Origin of the sequence: Williamsia sp. 1138 (assembly GCF_002095435.2) — a bacterium.
GTDB lineage: Bacteria > Actinomycetota > Actinomycetes > Mycobacteriales > Mycobacteriaceae > Williamsia.
Genome location: NZ_MJEJ02000053.1, coordinates 88678 through 105976, shown reverse-complemented (window position 1 = coordinate 105976; position 17299 = coordinate 88678). Strand labels below are relative to the sequence as shown.

Here is a 17299-nt window from a genome sequence, read left to right as displayed (position 1 = left end):
AAGTGTTAATCCTCAACAAGGAGACTCATGAAGACTCAGGGAGCTATCTGCTGGAATCCCGGCAAGCGTGAAGGTTGGAGCGTCGAAGAAATCGAGATCGACGACCCTCAGTCCGTAGAGGTGCTGGTGCGGTTGGCCGCATCGGGTCTGTGCCACTCCGACGACCACATCGATGCGCCCGTGTACCACGATGATCTGGGGCCCACCCTCGGCGGTCATGAGGGAGCGGGGATCGTGGAGAAGGTGGGATCAGCGGTGACGACCCTCAAGCCCGGCGACCACGTTGTTCTGGCGTTCATTCCCGCGTGCGGGCGGTGCGAGCCATGTGTAAACGGTCATTCCAATCTCTGTGAGCTCGGGCAGCACAACCTCACCGGCGTCGAGATCAGTGACCTCAAGCCGCACGTGCACGCCCGTGGACAGGGCATTGGGACCATGTGCCTACTCGGAACTTTTAGCCCCTTCGTCCTCGTGCACGAAGCCTCTGCAGTCAAAATTCGCGACGACGTTCCACTGGATAAGGCCGCGTTGGTCGGCTGCGGTGTCACCACCGGCTGGGGTTCGGCGGTCAACGCGGCACAGACGCGAGCAGGCGACACCGTCGTGGTGATCGGCGTGGGCGGCGTCGGTATGAATGCCGTCCAAGGCGCCCGGATGGCCGGAGCGCGCCGAATCGTTGCCGTAGACACCGCAGAATGGAAACTCGAAAAGGCCAAAGAGTTCGGCGCCACACACACAGCCACCAGTATCGAAGACGCACAGGAACTGGTCCGCGAGTTGACGTGGGGCAAGATGGCCGAGCGGGCCATTTTGACTGTCGGGCTGGCCGAAGGGCACCTCATCAATCCGGCCATGGAGCTCGTCGGTAAGCGCGGAACGCTCGTCGAGACGTCGGTGGCGCCGGCGAGTCAGAAGTCGATCGATCTGGACCTGCTGACGTTCGGCATGTACGAAAAACGCCTCGTGGGAACACTATTCGGCAGCGAGAACGCGCGAACAGCGATTCCCAAGTTGCTCGACTACTACATGGACGGTCACCTCAAACTCGATGAGCTGATCACCAGAACCTACAAGCTCGAAGAAATCAACGAGGCCTACAAGGACATGGCGGACGGAAAACTGATCCGCGGCGTCATCTCCTACGACACGGCTCTCTGAGCACGCACCCAAGAAAGCACACGCACATGACAACCATCGCATCAGAGCGCGACATCTACGACGCCTACGACACCGGGACACCCACAAATCGGATGAAATGGGTATGGATCCTGGGCCTCGGCGGCGTCTTTTTCGAGGCATACGCAGGGGCTGCGCTGGCAACGGGCCTAGACCCACTCAAGCGACAGCTCGACCTGAGCACGACCCAGGTCTCCCTCATCACCAGCTCATACATGCTCGTCGCAGTCCTGTTGTGCCCGTTCGCAGGAGCGTACTCCGACAGATTCGGGCGTATCCGTGTCATCATTCTGGCGAAGATCATCGCCTGCGCCTCGATGATCCTGGCGCTCACCGCGCCAAACTTCGAGCTACTGCTGACCAGCCGCGTGCTGCTCGGCGTGGCCTGGGCGATGGATTTCGGAGTCGTCTTGGCATACATCGCGGAATTCCTTCGACGCCAAGATCAACCGAAACTGAGCCGATGGCAGGGCGTCTGGTACGTCGCCACGACCTCCAACCTGCTCGTCGGGCTGATCATCTTTCAGTTCCATGTCGGTGACTCCATCTGGCGCTATCTCATGGGTACCGCCGCAGTACTGGCAGCCGCACTGGCCGTGCTCCAGATCGCCTTGCTCCCCGAATCACCCCGATGGCTGGCATCGCGCGGCCGCTTCACCGATGCCGTGGTCGCGTTGCAGACCGTCTACAAGGTCGACGCAGTCGCCGGACGCGACAGGCCGATCGGATCACAGGCACCCGACGGGCCCGGCAAAGACACCGGGCGCGCGAGCCCGAAGCAACTGTTCCAGCGCCCACTACTGGGACGAACAGTGCTTTCCACAGTCAGCTTCGGCGCCCAAGCATTGCAGTACTACGCCATCGGATGGTTTCTCCCGGTCATCGCATTGCAACTCTTCGGTGAGAGCTTTCAAGCAGCAACACTCGGCGCGATCGTGTTCAACGCGGTGGGCATCATCGGCGGGTTCAGTGCAGCCGCCATCTATCAACGGTTCGGTATCCGCCCGTCGGTCCAGGTCGGTTTCGCCGCGTGTGCGGGCATCCTCATTGTGTTCGGCATCGGATTTGATCACCTCCCGTTGTGGGCCGCAATCGTGCTTCCGGCGGCGTTCATATTGTTCCACTCAGCGCTCGCCGCACCAGGCGGCGCCGCCTTCTCCGCGCTGGCGTACCCCAGCAGTCTGCGCGGCTTCGGAATGGGTCTGTCCACCACCGCGTGCAACATTGGCGCGTTCATCGGGCTGTTCGCATTCCCTTATCTACAGGAAAGTTTCGGGGATGGAGGCGCGATCTTGGTGACCGCTGCCGTCCCACTGTTGGGCTTCATCGTCGTCTCGGCGATCCGATGGGATCCCGAGAACGAACTCGGCGACCCCGAGCGCGACAACCTGACTGCCGTAGCGCACTGAGCCCAGCTCTGTTCGACCCCGCGGTGCAGTCGATCTTTGGGCCGCCACCTGTGTCGGTCCAAAGATCGATCGCGCCGAACCCGATAAAGAAGCGACGATGATAGACAAACAGCAGAGTCAACGGACCAAGATCTCAGCCCCGCAATCGTCTTCACAGAAGGCTCTCATCGCTCTCGCGCAGGTTCTCTGCCTGGCTGTCTGGTTTTCTGCATCGGCGGTCATGCCTGCGGTCCAGGAGGAATGGAACATCGGGTCTGCCGTGGCGGTCTGGCTCACTGCCAGTGTCCAGCTGGGCTTCGTAGCGGGCGCCGTTCTATCAACCGCTCTCAATCTTGCCGATCGCATTCGCCCGCAGGTACTGCTCGGGGCAAGCGCTTTCGGGGCAGCATCATGCACCGCCGTGTTCGCCGCCTCACCTGGCCTCGCCGCAGGCATACCGCTGCGTCTGCTGACAGGGGTGTTCCTTGCAGGCGTCTACCCAGTCGGGATGAAGCTCATGGCGTCGTGGTCGACGAACGCCAGCAGAGGCCGATCCCTCGGGCTGCTGATCGCAGCCCTCACGCTCGGGTCATCACTCCCCCACCTCATCAGCGGACTCGGCGATCTACCCTGGAGAGCGGTCCTGCTTTGCGCAGCTGCGCTCAGCACCGTCGGCGGACTCTTAGCACTCGGTCTCATTCGGACGGGGCCCTTCGCAGCCAGCGCACCGGCGACGTTCCGTCCGCGATATGCCTTAGAGATGTTTCGATCCCGACGGGTCCTCCTCGTCAACCTGGGCTACTTCGGCCACATGTGGGAACTCTATGCTTTATGGACTTGGCTACCCGTCTATCTCGTTGCCCGGCAGGAGTATTCGACATCCCCGATCAGTCCGTCATTGATGAGCTTCCTGGCCATAGGCCTGGCCGGCATCGTCGGCTGCCTAATCGGCGGATGGGCCGCAGATCGATACGGCCGCGCACCTGCCGCGATAACTGCGTTGGCGATCAGCGGCGCCTGCTGCGCGCTGTCCGGAGCCCTGTTCGAAGCGCCCTTCGCCCTCGTCGTCATCTTCCTCGCGATCTGGGGCGCTGCAGTCATCGCAGATTCCGGCGTGTTCTCCACCAGCCTCACTGAAGTCGCAGACCCCAGGTATATCGGCACGGCGCTCACCGCGCAGACAGCTATCGGATTCCTGCTGACCGTCGTCTCCATCCAGATCATCCCCTACTACGCCGAGCTCGTTGGATGGAAATACGCCTTCACGCTGCTGGCCCTGGGCCCACTGGTCGGCGTGGTAGCCATGGCCTTTTTCAGTAGGACACCGGACCGAACCGCTACCATCTAGAGTTAACAATTAACGCATACCCCAGGGGGTCCCATGAGTTCGCTGACCGACAAGCACTCGCGCGGTCGGACCGTTGCGCGGCGAGAAAGCTTCGACAAACAGGCGGCCGAGTGGCTCCGCGCCGCCATCATTGAGGGCGAGTATCCCCCGGGACAGCGTCTCACGGAAGCATCTCTGGCCGACGACGCTCAGGTATCGCGATCGACCATGCGCACAGCATTGCTATATCTCGCGGCAGAGGGGCTCGTCGTTCAAGCCGCATACTCGGGCTGGAAGGTGACCGAATTGTCTGCGTCCGATGCGCGCGAGGTCTACACCCTTCGCTCCGCGCTCGACGGCCTCGCGGCGCAACTTGCCGCGCAGGCCATGACACCTGCAAGCGCCGACCAACTGCACGAGCGTCTGGCCAGCCTTCTCGAGGCAGCCCGCGAGCACCCATCGACTCGACAACTCGCTGAAGCCGACATGGCTTTTCACTCATGCATCGTCGATCTCGCGAACAATCGGCGGCTCCGCGACCACTACGACCGGATTACTGGTGCGGTGCTTCTCTACGTACACGCGACGAATGTTCGCGCGTCTATCGAAACCATCATCGACGAACACACCGCCATCTACCAGGCCCTCCGGCAAGGCGACCCAGAACTTTCACGACGCCTCGCCGAAACCCACGTACTGACCTATGGAGCCGACCTAGAAGCCGAACTGGCACTGGCACAATCCACCACCGAGTGACCATTAGGATTTCCGCAGGACTATCGGATCGCAGCGTCGGGCTTGCTGTAGTCCAAGCTATATACAAGTGTGAGTTTGGCGGGTCGCCTCATCGCTCGGCGCGGGCACGGTCACCCAATGATCTGAAGGGTCCTGCTCAGCCCAGTCACCAGTCGCCGCTGCTGGCGGCGCGCGCCGGGAGCCGATCCGTTGGGCGGGTCGGGACACCTATGACTTCTTACCGTTGCTGTGGTCGACCAGCTGCGATGGGTCTGCACCCTCGGCATCGGTACCCAGGTAGGCGGTAATGACTCGTGGGTCGCTGAGGACCGCGTTGGGTTCTCCGGTAGTCAGGATCGCGCCTTCTTGCAGTACCGTCAGGCGGTCGCTGATCGCGAGGACGAGGTCCATCTTGTGTTCGACTAGTAGCACCCCGATTCCCCACTCGCGGCTGACGCGGACGATTAGGTCGGCTAACTCGTTAGCTTCTCCGTCGCCGAGTCCAGCTGCAGGCTCGTCTAGGAGCAGGACGTCGGGTCGGCCTGCGACAGCCCGTGCTATGGCGATTGCCTTACGCTGACCGAAGGACACCTCTTCGGGCAGCAGATGCCGAGAGTCTTCGAGTTCGAACTGGTGCATGGCTGCCAACGCGTGCGCACTGAGACGAATCTTGCCGGGGCGGAACAGGTCTGTGATGTATTGCCAGAGTCGCGGTGATTCGGCGGCGACAGCGAGATTCTCTTCAACCGTCAGGTCCCCGAACAGTTCCAGCGACTGGAATGACCGAGACAGTCCGGATGCGGCTCGACGTCGTGGCGACTTGCCGGTCAGATTTCGGTCGCCCAGGGCGACCTGCCCTTCGGAGTGGACGAAGCCCGTGATGGCGTCGATGCACGTTGTTTTGCCCGAACCATTGGGTCCGATCAACCCGTGAATCTCACCTGGACGGACCTCGAGCGACACACCATTCACCGCGAGGACGCCACCGAATCGAACGGTCAGGTCCTGGACTGTGAGTACCGATCGTGGCTGATCTTCGTGCACCGGTTGTCGGTCGATCTCCTCCTCGGGCGCACCGGAATGGGTCCACGGCAGCTTCGCCGAAACGATGTGGGTGAATGCAGCGTACCGATCAGCCAGTGGCGTCAAGGCTTTCGCAAAAAGCCCCACTTGCCCGTCCGGTGCTGCCAACAGTGTGATGAGTACTGCCAAGCCACCGATCAGCGGTAGGTAGAGGTTCACGCTAGACCAGCCGTTGAGCAGTTGACTGACTACCCCACCAGCGATCAGGAGCGCGCCGAACGGCGCGCCGGCAACGTAGGCAACGCCGGCGGTCACGGTGACTGCAACGAGGTAGATCGACTCAAACTCGGTGAAGCTTGCGAAGGTGATCGTCGATTGGCTGAACGCGAGCAGCACGCCGCCGACGGCGGCGATTGCCGAGCCCAGTGTAAATGCATACAGCTTGGATCCGGCGACGTTGATAGCCAGGGCTGCGGCGCCGCGCTCGTTTGATCGGGTTGCCAGCAACTGGCGGCCAATCGCGCCGCGACGCAGATTGGCTACCCCGATCATGACGAGAACGGCAACGGTGAGAACGAAGCTCGCATAGCGGCGGTCGTTGAAGAACGGGTCGATGCTCCAGTTGAACAGGTGCGGCACTGGGACCGTGATGCCGCCGGGCCCGCCGGTGTAATCACTGTTGAGTAGAAACAGGTGCACAATCGCCGAGCCCAGTCCCAACGTCACGATGGCTAAGGTGGCGCCGCGGGTCCGCAGCGCCGGCAACCCCAGGATGGCTCCGATCACGGCGGTGATCAACACCGTGAGCACGAGCATCAGCAGGAACGGCATGTGCAGGGACAGTTTGGCGCCGATCAACGCGGCAAGTCCGGCGAGGGCGAATTGGCCGAGGGAGAGCTGGCCGCCGTACCCGGTGATGACCACCACCGACAGGCAAATGATGCCGAGGGCGATGGTGTAGGTGAACGCCAGCGTCCAATCAGGTCCCGAGTTGAGAATCAGTGCCAGAACGATTCCGTAGGCGATGAGCACCGGGATTGTCAGGATCCTGCCGGTGCCCACGCGCGGAAGTCGGTCCAGCACATAGCTGCGTAGCGGCAGGCCTTTGCCCCGGACAACGAGGATCAGGGTCACGACGATGAACGGCGCTGCGCTCTGCCAGCCGGGGGTCGAGACGTAGTTGGTGATTTCCGATTGTGCGACACCGAGTCCCAGCGCTGCCACGAGAGTGATGGGGAAGGACTTGAAACCGCCGACCAGGGCAGCTGAGAGGGCCGGTATCACCAGCATAACCAGACCTGCCGGTTCGAGGGAGATCGCTGGGGCCACCAAGATCCCAGCTAGGCCGGCGACGGCCGAACCCAAACTCCAGTTCAGGACCGCGACCGTGTCCGGAGAGTGGCCGAGGGAGCTTGCGACCAAACCGTTCTCGGCGACCGCGGAGGTCACCCGCCCCACTCGGGTATAACGGTAGACGTAGGTGAGGATTGCCGTGAGGGCCAGGGCGATCCCGATGATGACCAGTGAGTCGGTTCCGATCGCCAACCGATTTTCCGACATGAGGAAGACGGTATGTTTCGGGATCAGCGATTCCATTTGCTTCGGGTACTGCCCATAAATGAGGTACGCCGCAGACTGCAGAACTACAACGACCCCGAGCGTGGCAACCACCCTGCTCAGCGACGAGGATTGGTGCATCGGCCGCAAAATCAGCAGGTACATGAGCCAGCCGCCGACAGCACACAGTGCGATCGCCAGGATCAAGCTCACGATGGCTGGGACGCCTGCTTGCGAATGCAGGGAATAGTACGAGTACGCGCCCACCATTGCGAACGCGCCTTGGGCCAGGTTGAGCAAACCTGACCCGCGGTATACCAGGACAGCGCCCAGCGCGATCAAGGCGTAGATCGCCCCGGTCGCGAGCCCAAGGAGCGCAAACTCTAGAAAATTGACCATTGTTCAGACTCCTTGGGCGCGACGCCGGCGTTGACTGATCCGAACCGGATCAGTTGACAGATTTCAGTTCGTCGAACGGGTTGATAAAGCCGCCATCAGCTACGAGATTGCCGTCCTGCATTGTCCCGAGCTGAACCTCCGGGTTGAACATGCGCGGCGCAGGCACGTACCCGTCGGTGATCGGGGAGGTGACGTCGACCGTCTTGTACGGACCGATGGTGCCGATGTCTATCGGTGTCGAGATGTTCTGGAACGCTTTGAGTACATCGCTGGCGGTGTATGCCTCGTTTTGTTCGGCGACCGCGGCGAACAGTTTCACCGACGACCATGCCTGGATGGAGAAAAAGCTCAACGGTGCAGAGGGCGCATACTTTTCCATATCCGCTATGAACTGGTCCGAAGCTGGACTTTGTTCTGGGAATGCGGTCTGCGCTGCGACGAGCATGCCGTTGCCGGCTGGTCCGATGGCGTCGATGACCGGGCCCGGCAGGGCGCTGTCGATCGTTGCGATGAGACCGGTGTACCCCTGTGCGCGGAGTGCGGGGACCGACTTCGACATAGATGGCGGCGAACCGGTGATGATGATGCCGTCGGTCCCACCGCTGGCCGCCTTGACCGCTGCCGATCGAAGTGTCGGGTCGGCGCTGGTATCGCCGATGGCGACGTTGACCGGCGACATACCGACAGAATCGAGGGCCTCCTCGGAGAGGTTGACGATCGAATCTGCTGCTGGATTGTTCGCATCGCCGAAGATTGAGATCCGCTTCGCGCCGCTCTTGATCAGGTCGTAGATCGCGCCATATGTGCCGCCGACCACTGATGCTCCTAGTGGGAAGGCGACGTCGCTGTCGAGTTCACCGGGCTGCAGAGCCGGGGATCCAACGACTGCGGTGTCCGCGCGCTGCGCAACCTGGTATTCGGTGACGCCGGTGTCGGCGATAATCACCGGCCCGACAATCGCAGCTACGTTCTTCTCGGTGAGCGACCGGAAACAGCCGAGTTCCTCACGTACTTCGAACTTGCTGTCGCACACCTCGATTTTGAGTTGGCGGCCGTTGATGCCACCGGCGGCGTTGATGCTTTCGACCGCTGCCTCCTGCGCCTGTTTGACTTCGGGGAAGCTCGCAGCGGCCGCGGTGAGTGAGACGGTGCCGCCGATCAGGATGGTCGTGTCATCGCCGCTTGCACCGCTGTTGTCATCGGTGGAATCACCACAGGCGGCCAGAGCGCAGACTGCGACGGTCACAATTGCCAGCCCGCGGATCGACGCGCGCCCACGCCGCGCCGGTTTTAGAACGCTGTTATTCACGGTTTCTCACTTTCTTGGGGTAAGTCACCGCTGCGGCGGACTAGCCGAAGCGGACGGGAGATACATCTGGTCCAGCAATGAGGCGTCGGTGGCCACACCCTCACCGACCATTTCGCCGTTACGCAGCAAGTACCAGCGATCGGCAACCGCCAGGGCGCGTCGGGGCTGTTGCTCGACCAGCAGAACGGCCAGACCCCGGTCCACGCTCGCCCGTTTGATTGCGTCGAATAGCCGGTCGACGATGATCGGCGCCAAACCGAGGGACACCTCGTCGGCGAGCAACACCCGTGGCTCGGTGGCCAGCGCTCGGCCGAGCGAGAGCATCTGCTGCTCTCCACCGGAGAGCAAGCCCGCTGGCCGGGGCAGTAAGCGCTCCAGTTCGGGGAAGTAGGCCACCGCCCCATCAACACCTCCACTGCCCAGACGCAGGTTGTCCTGTACTGACAGGTCAGAGATGACCGACCGTCCTTCCGGGACGAAAGCCAGACCCTCGCGGGCGAATCGGGTCAGTGATTTCGGTCGTTGCTGACCGAGCCACCGGACCTGCCCGCTCATCGTCGGCAACACACCGACAATGGCCGACAATGTGGTGCTTTTCCCGGCGCCGTTGGGACCGAAGAGCGCCACCACCTCGCCGGCACCCACGGTCAGGGACACCTCGCGGATGGCCGCGAGGTCCCCGTAGCCGGAAGTGAGCGCGTGTACATCCAGCACAGTCTCAGCCATCCCCTCACCCGGCGCGGCGTGCGATGCGGGGGGTCGCTTCATCATCGCCACTCATGCAATCGCTGCGGCGGCGTCAACCTGAAGTTGTACTCCCGCTACGTATTTTGATTCCTCGGACGCCAAGAACACGACAGCGTTGGACACGTGTACCGGGTCGATAAACGGGACGCCGAATGGATTCATGCCGGCGAAAGCTGGCAGCGCGTCGTCCAGAGTGGGATGTTCCAGGTCGGGCCGGAAGATCTTGTACAACGTCTCGTTCTGGACCATCTCGGTACCGATGGCGTTCGGGTTGATCGTGTTCACCCGGATGCCGTATTTGCCATACTCGTTGGCGAGCACCTTCATCAGTCCGACCACGCCGTGCTTGGCGGCGGTGTACGCCGCCAGACTCGCCAGCCCTTTGGTCCCGGCTAACGAGCTGACCAGGATGACCGAACCACCCTCTCCGGTCTCGAGCACGTGCGGAATGGCCGCCTTGACGGTGGTGAACACACCGGTGAGATTGACGTCGATGACATCAACCCACGACTGCATCTCCAACTGGTGGGTTTCGAGTGCGTGGGAAAAGATGCCCGCGTTCGCCACCACGATGTCGAGCCGACCCAGCTCTGCCACTCCCTCGTCGACCGCCTGGGTCAGTGCCTGCAGATCTCGAACATCGGCTGTGCGTGCCACGATCCGTCGGTCTAGTGCTTCGACCTGGCGCACCGTCTCTTGCAGGTCGGCTTCGGTCGCGAGATCGTATGCGGTGACGGTTGCGATGTCCTGGCAGATGTCGACCGCGATGATGTCGGCGCCTTCTTGTGCCATTCGGATCGCGTGGCTTCTGCCCTGGCCGCGTGCGGCGCCGGTGACGAACGCGACCTTTCCTTCGAGTCGTCCGTTCATGTGCGTCATCCCTTCGCTTTCGTTGATTGCTTGTTGTGCCGGACCTCTGCAGCGTGTACCGCCTCACGAGAGGACGCGTCGTTGCCTCGGCTTCGTTCGATGATCTTCAACAGCCGGGATCGCTTCTCCTGCAACCGTTCCTTGAGCGCCGGGCTCATGTCATCGTCGGACCAATCGAACACACCGCTCCACTGGATGCGAACTTTATCGAGCTCAGCGATGGCGGCAAGGCTCTGCCGCACCTGGTCTTCAAAGTAGGGTTGAAACGTGCAGGCGGGCGAGGTGATCCGCAGTCCGATCACCGCCTGGGCCCGCCCGTCGGGCATCGTGGTGAGCTCGACACCGGTCACCATCCCCATATCAACCAGTCCTGCTGGCACTCCGCGGCCCACACTGCAGGGGTCAAGTACCTTCTGCAGCGCCTGGTTGACCCGATTGATGTCTACGTCAGCCATTGCGATCAACCCGCCGCGATCCGGGCCCGCTTGAGCGCCCACGGCTTTTCACCGCTGCTCAACCAGTCCGATCGACGCGTGCTGAACTCATCGCCGGCAATCTTCTTCTTCAGCTCCGCGACATCAAGGCCAAGCATGCGGGCGAAGTTCCCACCAAACAGGTCGGCCTTGAGTTCGTCGGTCAGCGCCGGAAGTCCTTCCTGCAGCAGATCATCGGGCATATGAATGTCCGAGATTGCCTCGATAACCGGCTGTGGATGGCCCAGCGGGGCGCCAGTGCCAAACAGCACTTGCTTGGGGGCCACTGCCAGCAGCAAACCAACAGACTTGAGGAATCGTCGAGGCATGCGCCCTGCGGTGTTGGCTGTTGTCTCGAGGTTTGCGTAGATGTTGGGGTTCATCTGCATTTGGAAAGCACAATCTTCTAAGAAGGCCCACCCTGAGTGCACGACCTCAAAAGTCATGTCCGGGAACGCCGCAGCGGCAGCGGACACGTCGTCGGGCCGGTCCTGATGGTGAGGGCCGGGCGCGGTCGGAACAGCCTTGTGCACGGCTATGTGCGTGACACCGAGAGCGCGTGCGTGCTCGAAGAACGGGAATATTGATTCGTCGGCAAAGGAGTAACTCAAGGCAGCACCTCGGAAGTCGGGGAGTCCGTTGACCGGATAGAACTTGAACCCGTCGACCAGGCCCGCCTCCACGCGTTGAGCCATCTTCTCCAGCTCCTCCCCACGGTTGGACAGTGGATCAACCGCCGGATAGAGGAACGTGCGATGCGGTGCAGCCTCTTTGACAGCCACGCATTGCTCCCACGGGTTCGCGCCACGAATGAAAAGGTCGAAGAAGTTCACAGCGTGCATCGCGACCATGTCGACGTCGCTTTCGACGAAGAACATGGTCAGGAGTTCTTCTGTCGTCCACCCCCCGCGAAACTCGTCCAACGACAGCAGGTAACCGTTGCTGGTGGACTCCAGTGGGGCATGTCCGTAGCCGTAGAGCCACTCGATAAAGCCGTCGTATCCCTCAATCGGCACGTTCGGCCGACGGTTGTCTACGCTGAAGTCATACGTGTGCCCGACGGCATCGATGACAAGGTTGTCGTTCCACATCTGTTGTTTCTCCTGGGCTGTTGGTGTTCTATCGGACGCTGCTGCCACGGTCTGACAGCGGCGCAAGAGACATCACTTGGCGAAAGCCTCGACCCCGGCCTTCGCTATCTCCATGTCATCGGAGTAGTGGCCACCGCTGACCCCTACCGCTCCGACGATTGCGTCGTCGGCCGTGAGCGGGTACCCGCCGCCAAAGGCCACCAGCCGATCGATGCCGGTCGGCGCCCCCAGCCGCAGGGGCGCGTCTCCGTCGATGAAGTCGAACCACCCGTCGGTCGATATGCCGAAGCCTGCGGCGGTGTACGCCTTGTCGGTCGCCACCTGCACGCTCACCAGCGGCGCACCGTCCATTCGCAGCGAGGCTTTCACCACACCGCTTTCGTCGACCACGACGATCACAAACGCGCCCCCATGCTCGACCGCTTTGGCCACCGACGCTGCAATCACTGCCTGGGCTGCCTCAGCGGTAATGCTGGCCTTCTTGAACGTTCCACTCACAACGGTTCCTTTCCTCGTGGGCCTCTACTGTCAGACATACTGGCTATCAGTCGGTTTCAGCTGCTGCCGCAGACGCTGGCGTAGCTTGATCTACGCCGAGCCAGTCGGCCAGCACCGCCGATTGGTCGGCGCCGTGGTCCCCGCCGGCCCAGCGAACCCGTCCTGGGGTGGCGCTGAGCTGGGGGGTGACGTTCTGCATAGGCACAGAGCCCAGCGTCGGGTCATCGACCGTGACAATGCTCGAACGAGCCTGGAAGTGGGGGTCGGTGAGCATGTCGACGGCTTTGTACAGCCGGCCGGCCGGCACACCGTGGGCCTCGAAGTGTGCGAGGAGTGCGTCGGCTTCCCAGGTCTTAGTCCAGCGGCTGATGAGTTCGTCGAGCTCGACTTGTCGTTCGCCGCGCGCGATGTGGGTGGCGAACTCTGGGCTCGTAGCCAGTTCACTTGCGCCCATTGCCGTGGCGAGGCGCCCGAATACGGTGTCCTGGTTGGCGGCGATCAGTAGCTGCTCACCATCGGCGGTTGGATAGAGATTGGAGGGGGCGACGTTCGGAAGTACCGAACCCGTTCGCTCCCGGGTAACGCCGGTCAGCGCGTACTCGCTGATGAGCGCCTCGGTCATCGCGAGGACAGATTCGTAGATGGACACATCGATGACCTGGCCTCGTCCGGTCTGCTCGCGGGCACGTAGGGCGAGCAGGACACCTAACGCGCCGTGCAGTCCGGCGAGCTCATCGCCGATGGACACTCCGATTCTGGCCGGCGGGCGATCCGGGTCCCCGGTCAGATAACGCAGACCCCCCATCGCTTCACCGATCGAGCCATACCCGGCTCGATGTGCGTACGGTCCGTATTGGCCGTATCCACTCAGCCGCACGTAGATCACCCCCGCGTTGCGTGTCGCCATCTCCTCATACCCGAGATGCAATCGCTCCAGCGTGCCCGGCCGAAAATTCTCGATGACCACATCCGCCTGGGCAATGAGGGCCACGGCGAGCGCATGCCCCTCGGGCGACTTCAAGTCCGCCTCAATACAGCGCTTATTGCGGGCGATGACTGACCACGACAGCGACTTTCCATTCCGAATCGTTCCCCACTTACGCATCGGATCGCCGGAACCAGGTGCCTCCACCTTGACCACATCGGCACCGAAATCAGCCATCACCTGACCGCAGTACGGCCCGGCGATCAGCTGACCCATTTCGAGCACACGTAGACCACTGAGTGGTCCATCTGACTCGGCTTGTTTCATTGTGACGCCCTTCACAGTTGCTCTTCGATTGCATAGCATCCACGTTTATGGCTCCGGTGTCAACAATCTATTTACTGGGCTTTTAGGCCCTTTCAGGCAGATTGCGCCGCATCCGACCTACAGATGGTGCACAATCTGTCTATCGCGCCGCGAGGTCAAGGGCGTCGTATCCAGGAGAGGAAGCCGAAAGATGGGGGTGTCGATCGTGGAAGTCAGCCCGCGTGACGGACTGCAAAACGAGTCGCTGTATCTGCCTACCGAGCACAAGCTCGCATTGATCAGATCGGCGGCAGCAGCCGGCATTGGCCGCATTGAAGCGACGGCGTTCGTTCACCCCGGTCGAGTGCCTCAGATGGCAGACGCCGAAGAAGTCGTACGCGGTACCCATATTCCGGGGCTTCGCGTCAACGGCCTGGTGCTAAACCGCCGAGGCGCTGAGCGGGCTGTGGCCAGTCAGGTAGACGAGATCACCTTCGTGATACTTGCCAGCGAGACATTCAACAGGCGCAACCAGGGCTGCAGCCGAGCCGAGAGCCTCGCAGAATGGACGGAGGTCTCCGCCCTGTGCCGCGAAAATGGGATCAAGACGACGTTCCTGGTGGGCGCCGCCTTCGGCTGTCCTTTCGAAGGTGAAATCGCGCCCACAGCAGTCATAGAACTCGCCGCCGCCGGCCTGGAATTCGGGGCCGACGAGCTCGCCCTCGCCGACACCATCGGCTGCGGCGTCCCCAAGCAAACCACCGCACTATTCGGGCAACTGCACCTCATCGCCGGCACTACGCCGCTGCGCGCCCACTTCCACAACACCCGCAATACCGGCTACGCGAACGCGCTGGCTGCCGTCGACGCTGGTGTCACCCAGCTCGACAGCAGCTTCGGCGGCCTCGGCGGCTGCCCCTTCGCCCCCAACGCCACCGGCAACATCGCTACTGAAGATCTGGCTTGGATCCTCGAGCGCTCGGGGATCGCGACCGGAGTCGACGTCGACGCGGCAATCGCGATCACCCGCCAGTTGTCCGACTGGGGTTACTCAACACCCGCGCTGCTCGGCCGGGCCGGACCTTTTCCTAGTCCCGACATGTGAACGGGTGCAGGCGACTTTGGTGATCCGGGAGTTTCATCGCCACGACGCCCGCCGGAGGCGAAATTTTCGCAGCTGAAGCAGCATAGAATCCCCGATACGCAGGCACCTAGCCTCAATCGATAGGACTCCGATGACGAGCACCAAATCGGCGGACCGCGCCTACGACGTCATCCGCCTGCAGATCCTCAACGGGACGTTGCAAGCGGGAGCCCGAATTGTCGAAGCGGAACTGGCGCGCGACCTGAACAGCAGCCGAACCCCCGTCCGAGAGGCCCTTCGCCGCCTCGAAGCCGAGGGCTTGGTCGAAGTCCTCCCACACCGAGGGGCCCGCGTTACGGGTTGGACCGCCGACGACCTGCGCGAAATCTACGACCTACGCTCGGCGCTGGAAGCCCTAGCCGGTGATCGGGCCGCGAGCCTAATCACCCCAAGCGATCTGGTCGCGCTCGACGGCCTATGCGATCACATGGAAGAAATCGGCAGCGAATCGAACATCCCCGCCCGCGACCACTACTCACGCCTTAACAACGAGTTTCACGAGATCATCCGCGAAGCTTCGGGGAGCGTCCGACTGGTCGCCATGCTGCACGGAGTCGTCGGTGTCCCGCTCATCGTCCGAACGTTCCACCTGTATCAAGAGGCCGACATGCACCGCAGCTCAATGCATCACCGAGAAATCGTCTCTGCATTGCGGGCAGGGGACGGAGTATGGGCCGGATCTGTTCTGCGCGCACACGTCCTCGCCGCGAAATTCACCCTGCTCGGCAATGGCAGCGCCACCGCCGACCTCCAGTGACGCGGATGGATCGCTCCAAGGGCACGAGGAACCGTCGAACGCTTTCGAACTATCGGCAGTTCCGGATTACTATGGGAACAAGTTTCATACGGGCCTAAACAACTCGAGACTTCCCGAAAAACTGTACGAACGTGGAAGTCTGGTCCAACCACCCAGCCACCTTGAGCCACCGAAACGACAACCCTTTCCCAGAAGTAGATGAGGCGTTCAACGCCGCCCGTTGGAAGCGGATCGAGCGTATCGCTGACATCGTCGTCAGGCCCGGTAGTGGAGACGAGCACCCCGAGAGTTTGATTATCCAAATGACATTCAGCCCACAGCCCAACTCTTGTGGGGTGATCACATCTGCCGTAAGCCGGCCGAGTCTGACTTGCGGTATGGCCGGCGGGAGTTCTCAAACAACCCAGAATGATCGCTCGACGAGAACTGGCGGCGGCGAGCAGAGCGTTAAACACTGGGACACATCGCACGAGGCCATCCTCCAGATCTAGCGCTGTCCCCGACGTCCACGTCGAGCCGACATAGTTACCGATATCGGCGCCGGCCGGCCAAATACCCAAGTGCGCTGGCGGTCGGGCACAGGTGCTTCCTTACCGGGCGATCGTGGAATGACCCGGAGCGACGAGTCGAAACCTCTCAGACTGCCCGGAATTCTTCTTCGTCTAACAGAAACTTCAGCCATCTCTCGAAGCTTCGCACCGACGATCCGCTCTGCCCTGGAACAGGTCTCGCGACTAAAGACCAACCCCAGCTTGTGTGAAGCTAGCGGCGATTAGACCCGCAGCCGAACTAGCGCGATCCGGGGACACCACGTCGACTACTCCGGATCATAGATCCTCCACACCTGCGCGGCGTCGCGGTCAGGCTACGAACTCGACGAGTGGTGCTCGTGCGTAATGCCGAGCGATTGAACCCATAAACGGGTGAGCGTGGCGACAGCTAGTTCCTCCTCGAACTCCTGTCCGAGGACAAACCAGGTGTAGGCAAACCGGTCCACCATGGTGCCCAGCGCGTTGGCCGCGTAGTACGGGTCGATGTCCGGATCGGCGATTCCCTGATCCTGCCATCGCATAATTGCCCGCTTGTTCCGATCGGTGAACTTGCTACGCAAGCCAATTCGCATCTGCCGGATGTCCTCATTGAATGTGGCGACCTGCTCGAGGGTCGCCATGAGTTTTGCGTTGCGCCGATACGAGTGCAGGTACTGCCTGTTCGACGCCTCGATGAGGTCCCACGGTGCATCGCTTCGGGCTGTCGGCATCAGGTCGTTCGTGGTCATGTCCTGCTGGACGCCCATTATGACTTCCTGGAAGATTTCCTCTTTGGATTGGAAGTACGTGTAGAAGGTGCCGTACGCAGTTTTTGCCTCTGAGCAGATGTCGCGAATCCTGGCCTCGAGAAATCCGTCCCGGGCAAACACGACTACAGCGCCGGCGATGAGCGCATTTCGAGTCCGGATCCCCCGTTTGGTGCGAGCTGACTTCGAAGGCGCTTCCGACAGCGTCGGAGCCGCCTCATCACTACCCTGAACTGCTAATTCGTCGGCTGTTGGCCGCACCCGAGCCTCCCTCCGC

General features: G+C 61.8%; 15 protein-coding genes. 6 read left to right on the top strand and 9 right to left on the bottom strand.

Annotation, left to right across the window (positions count from 1 at the left end; translation table 11 throughout):
- Nucleotides 1–27: 27 nt before the first annotated feature.
- The 4 genes from BH683_RS25455 (at nt 28) to BH683_RS25440 (ending at nt 4647) form a co-directional block, all read left to right on the top strand.
- Nucleotides 28–1158 (top strand): NDMA-dependent alcohol dehydrogenase, encoded by a 1131-nt coding sequence (locus tag BH683_RS25455; RefSeq protein WP_084839089.1) that lies wholly within the window; start codon nt 28–30, stop codon nt 1156–1158.
- 26 nt (nt 1159–1184) lie between these two features.
- A complete protein-coding gene (locus BH683_RS25450) occupies nt 1185–2585 on the top strand; it encodes an MFS transporter (RefSeq protein WP_084839088.1) in 1401 nt (466 codons plus the stop codon).
- Nucleotides 2586–2682: 97 nt separating this feature from the next.
- Nucleotides 2683–3912, top strand: coding sequence for an MFS transporter (locus BH683_RS25445; protein WP_084839087.1), 1230 nt, complete (start codon nt 2683–2685; stop codon nt 3910–3912).
- A 33-nt stretch (nt 3913–3945) separates the two neighbouring features.
- Complete coding sequence (locus BH683_RS25440) at nt 3946–4647, top strand: GntR family transcriptional regulator (RefSeq protein ID WP_084839086.1); 702 nt, start codon at nt 3946–3948, stop codon at nt 4645–4647.
- A gap of 207 nt (nt 4648–4854) precedes the next feature.
- Here the strand turns inward: BH683_RS25440 and BH683_RS25435 are convergent, their stop codons facing one another.
- From BH683_RS25435 to BH683_RS25400, 8 genes are all read right to left on the bottom strand, one after another.
- Nucleotides 4855–7605, bottom strand: coding sequence for a branched-chain amino acid ABC transporter permease/ATP-binding protein (locus tag BH683_RS25435; RefSeq protein WP_084839085.1), 2751 nt, complete (start codon nt 7603–7605; stop codon nt 4855–4857).
- Nucleotides 7606–7654: 49 nt separating this feature from the next.
- The gene (locus BH683_RS25430; RefSeq protein ID WP_084839084.1) at nt 7655–8914 is read right to left on the bottom strand and encodes an ABC transporter substrate-binding protein; all 1260 of its coding nucleotides are present in this window, start codon (nt 8912–8914) and stop codon (nt 7655–7657) included.
- Nucleotides 8915–8938: 24 nt separating this feature from the next.
- On the bottom strand, nt 8939–9640 hold the full coding sequence (locus BH683_RS25425; RefSeq protein ID WP_084839250.1) for an ATP-binding cassette domain-containing protein: 702 nt from the start codon (nt 9638–9640) through the stop codon (nt 8939–8941).
- 51 nt (nt 9641–9691) lie between these two features.
- Entirely contained in the window at nt 9692–10531 is an 840-nt protein-coding gene (locus tag BH683_RS25420; protein WP_084839249.1) for a mycofactocin-coupled SDR family oxidoreductase, read from the bottom strand.
- A gap of 5 nt (nt 10532–10536) precedes the next feature.
- Nucleotides 10537–10986, bottom strand: a complete 450-nt coding sequence (locus BH683_RS25415) for an iron-sulfur cluster assembly protein (protein ID WP_143696131.1) — start codon at nt 10984–10986, stop codon at nt 10537–10539.
- 5 nt (nt 10987–10991) lie between these two features.
- Complete coding sequence (locus BH683_RS25410; RefSeq protein ID WP_084839082.1) at nt 10992–12095, bottom strand: amidohydrolase family protein; 1104 nt, start codon at nt 12093–12095, stop codon at nt 10992–10994.
- A 72-nt stretch (nt 12096–12167) separates the two neighbouring features.
- Nucleotides 12168–12593 carry a heme-binding protein gene (locus BH683_RS25405; protein WP_084839081.1) on the bottom strand — a complete coding sequence of 142 codons (426 nt, stop codon included), beginning with the start codon at nt 12591–12593 and terminating at the stop codon, nt 12168–12170.
- Nucleotides 12594–12639: 46 nt separating this feature from the next.
- Entirely contained in the window at nt 12640–13845 is a 1206-nt protein-coding gene (locus tag BH683_RS25400; RefSeq protein ID WP_084839080.1) for a CoA transferase, read from the bottom strand.
- A 190-nt stretch (nt 13846–14035) separates the two neighbouring features.
- Between BH683_RS25400 and BH683_RS25395 the strand changes: the two genes are divergently transcribed.
- Entirely contained in the window at nt 14036–14929 is an 894-nt protein-coding gene (locus BH683_RS25395) for a hydroxymethylglutaryl-CoA lyase (protein ID WP_084839079.1), read from the top strand.
- A 130-nt stretch (nt 14930–15059) separates the two neighbouring features.
- Nucleotides 15060–15725 carry a GntR family transcriptional regulator gene (locus BH683_RS25390; RefSeq protein ID WP_084839078.1) on the top strand — a complete coding sequence of 222 codons (666 nt, stop codon included), beginning with the start codon at nt 15060–15062 and terminating at the stop codon, nt 15723–15725.
- A gap of 865 nt (nt 15726–16590) precedes the next feature.
- Here BH683_RS25390 and BH683_RS25385 read toward each other — a convergent pair.
- Nucleotides 16591–17283 (bottom strand): TetR/AcrR family transcriptional regulator, encoded by a 693-nt coding sequence (locus BH683_RS25385; protein ID WP_246833592.1) that lies wholly within the window; start codon nt 17281–17283, stop codon nt 16591–16593.
- Nucleotides 17284–17299 lie beyond the last annotated feature (16 nt).

Excerpts from the sequence above, each read along its gene's own strand:
- BH683_RS25455 (WP_084839089.1), top strand. The coding sequence starts at position 28 with ATGAAGACTCAGGGAGCTATCTGCTGGAATCCCGGCAAGCGTGAAGGT.
- BH683_RS25450 (WP_084839088.1), top strand. The coding sequence starts at position 1,185 with ATGACAACCATCGCATCAGAGCGCGACATCTACGACGCCTACGACACC.
- BH683_RS25445 (WP_084839087.1), top strand. The coding sequence starts at position 2,683 with ATGATAGACAAACAGCAGAGTCAACGGACCAAGATCTCAGCCCCGCAA.
- BH683_RS25440 (WP_084839086.1), top strand. The coding sequence starts at position 3,946 with ATGAGTTCGCTGACCGACAAGCACTCGCGCGGTCGGACCGTTGCGCGG.
- BH683_RS25435 (WP_084839085.1), bottom strand. The coding sequence starts at position 7,605 with ATGGTCAATTTTCTAGAGTTTGCGCTCCTTGGGCTCGCGACCGGGGCG.
- BH683_RS25425 (WP_084839250.1), bottom strand. The coding sequence starts at position 9,640 with ATGGCTGAGACTGTGCTGGATGTACACGCGCTCACTTCCGGCTACGGG.
- BH683_RS25420 (WP_084839249.1), bottom strand. The coding sequence starts at position 10,531 with ATGAACGGACGACTCGAAGGAAAGGTCGCGTTCGTCACCGGCGCCGCA.
- BH683_RS25415 (WP_143696131.1), bottom strand. The coding sequence starts at position 10,986 with ATGGCTGACGTAGACATCAATCGGGTCAACCAGGCGCTGCAGAAGGTA.
- BH683_RS25410 (WP_084839082.1), bottom strand. The coding sequence starts at position 12,095 with ATGTGGAACGACAACCTTGTCATCGATGCCGTCGGGCACACGTATGAC.
- BH683_RS25400 (WP_084839080.1), bottom strand. The coding sequence starts at position 13,845 with ATGAAACAAGCCGAGTCAGATGGACCACTCAGTGGTCTACGTGTGCTC.
- BH683_RS25395 (WP_084839079.1), top strand. The coding sequence starts at position 14,036 with ATGGGGGTGTCGATCGTGGAAGTCAGCCCGCGTGACGGACTGCAAAAC.
- BH683_RS25390 (WP_084839078.1), top strand. The coding sequence starts at position 15,060 with ATGACGAGCACCAAATCGGCGGACCGCGCCTACGACGTCATCCGCCTG.